The organism is Neisseria sp. P0019.S003 (genome assembly GCF_051957115.1).
GTDB lineage: Bacteria > Pseudomonadota > Gammaproteobacteria > Burkholderiales > Neisseriaceae > Neisseria > Neisseria flavescens_D.
This window is the reverse complement of the sequence record NZ_JBQCWT010000101.1, coordinates 1-440: the sequence shown is the minus strand read 5'-3', so window position 1 is coordinate 440 and position 440 is coordinate 1. Positions and strand designations below refer to the sequence as shown.

Below are 440 nucleotides of genomic sequence, written 5' to 3'. Positions count from 1 at the left end.
ATGCCAGACCAAGCAATGAGGGCGAAGATAATCGGAGCAAGGAAAATGGGGAAGATTGTAGAGGGTTTATTCATTTTTTGTGTGTAATAACAATGGTTGCGTATTGTATAACGAATTGGCAGGGCTGGCAGTTTCATACCTTCAAGGCTGTCTGAAAAACAGCTTTCAGACGGCCTGAGGTTTAGCCGTTCCAGAAATAACGGGTGATGTGGAAAAACACGGGTGCGGCAAAACAGATCGAATCCACGCGGTCAAGCATGCCGCCGTGGCCGCGTATCATATTGCCCCAGTCCTTGACACCGTAATCTCGTTTGATGGCAGACATAACCAGGCCACCAAAGAAGCCCATCAGGCAGACGATAAAGCCGATAACGGCTGCTCGGCCGTGGGAAAACGGCGTAATCGGCGCCATCAGCGCGGCAATGGCAGTGGCCGAAAAA

The 440-nt window shown here is 50.7% G+C and carries 1 protein-coding gene; it reads right to left on the bottom strand.

The genetic code is table 11. The features are described from left to right. Positions 1 to 181: 181 nt before the first annotated feature. Positions 182 to 440, bottom strand: a 259-nt coding sequence (locus tag ACTHTS_RS11290) for a phosphatidate cytidylyltransferase (protein WP_440370092.1), incomplete at its 5' end; no start/stop codon positions are given.